A 1002-nucleotide genomic window follows, 5' to 3' on the forward strand; every position below is an offset into this window, starting at 1 on the left:
GTTAAGGAATACCTCGCCATCGCGGAAAGCGACGGTACCGTAATTGCCGGCGGTCGCGTAGACAATCGGCCTGGATACTTCGTTGAGCCGACGGTCGTTCGCGACATTACGGATKGCTCTCGGCTGGTTKACGAGGAGCAATTCGGACCGGTGGTGCCGCTCATTTCCTTCACGGACGATGACGACGCCATCCGCCGCGCTAATGCGAGCCTCTTCGGCCTCKGTGCGTCGATTTGGAGCAGCAACCTTACGCGCGCGCGCGCACTCGCGATGAAACTGGAAGTGGKGAATGTTTGGATCAACCAGCACCAGGCACTCGCGGCKGATATCCCCTTTCCGGGGGCTAAAGAGTCGGGGAGTGGCGTCGAAGCAGGCCCCGAAGGCTTTCTGGAATTCACACGCGTACAAATCCTCAACGTAGCCTGATTGCATCATAGTTAAACTAGGAGACAACAAATGATAGAGAAGACATATGATGCAATCGTMGTAGGTGCCGGATTTTCCGGTCTCGTCGCAGCACGGGAACTTAAGGCGCAGGGCAAGTCGGTATTGATCATTGAAGCGCGTCAGCGGCTTGGTGGCCGGACGCATGTGGTTGAGTTCCTCGGTCGCCCCGTTGAAATCGGCGGCGCGGGCGTCCATTGGTGCCAACCGCACGTTTTCGCTKAGATGCAGCGCTACGGTTTTGGTTTCAAAGAAGCACCATTGGCGGACCTTGACAAGGCCTATATGGTACTCGCGGACGGCCAGATAATCGACGTTCCGCCTGCAACTTTTGATTCCGAATATATCACTGCCTTTGAAAAGTTTTGCGGCCGCTCAAGAGAGCTATTCCCGCGGCCCTACTCGCCCCTGGACAATCAAGAGGTTGCCCGTCTTGATGGTGTATCAGCTCGTGAGCATCTTGAATMCCTCGGCTTGAACGAATTGCAGCTAGCTTCGATGAATGCGGAACTGACGCTCTACGGCGGCGCACCGACCACCGAACTAAGCTATCCGAGC

Annotated in this window: 2 protein-coding genes; both read left to right on the forward strand. The window is 56.2% G+C overall.

The window, feature by feature from the left end:
- The coding region (locus tag QD357_RS32490) for an aldehyde dehydrogenase family protein (RefSeq protein WP_414126111.1) at nucleotides 1-426 on the forward strand (426 nt) is incomplete at its 5' end.
- Nucleotides 427-456: 30 nt separating this feature from the next.
- A partial coding sequence (locus QD357_RS32495) for an FAD-dependent oxidoreductase (RefSeq protein WP_414126112.1) occupies nucleotides 457-1002 on the forward strand: 546 nt, incomplete at its 3' end.

This window comes from Rhizobium sp. BR 317 (genome assembly GCF_047445835.1).
In the GTDB taxonomy this organism is placed as follows: domain Bacteria; phylum Pseudomonadota; class Alphaproteobacteria; order Rhizobiales; family Rhizobiaceae; genus Rhizobium; species Rhizobium paranaense.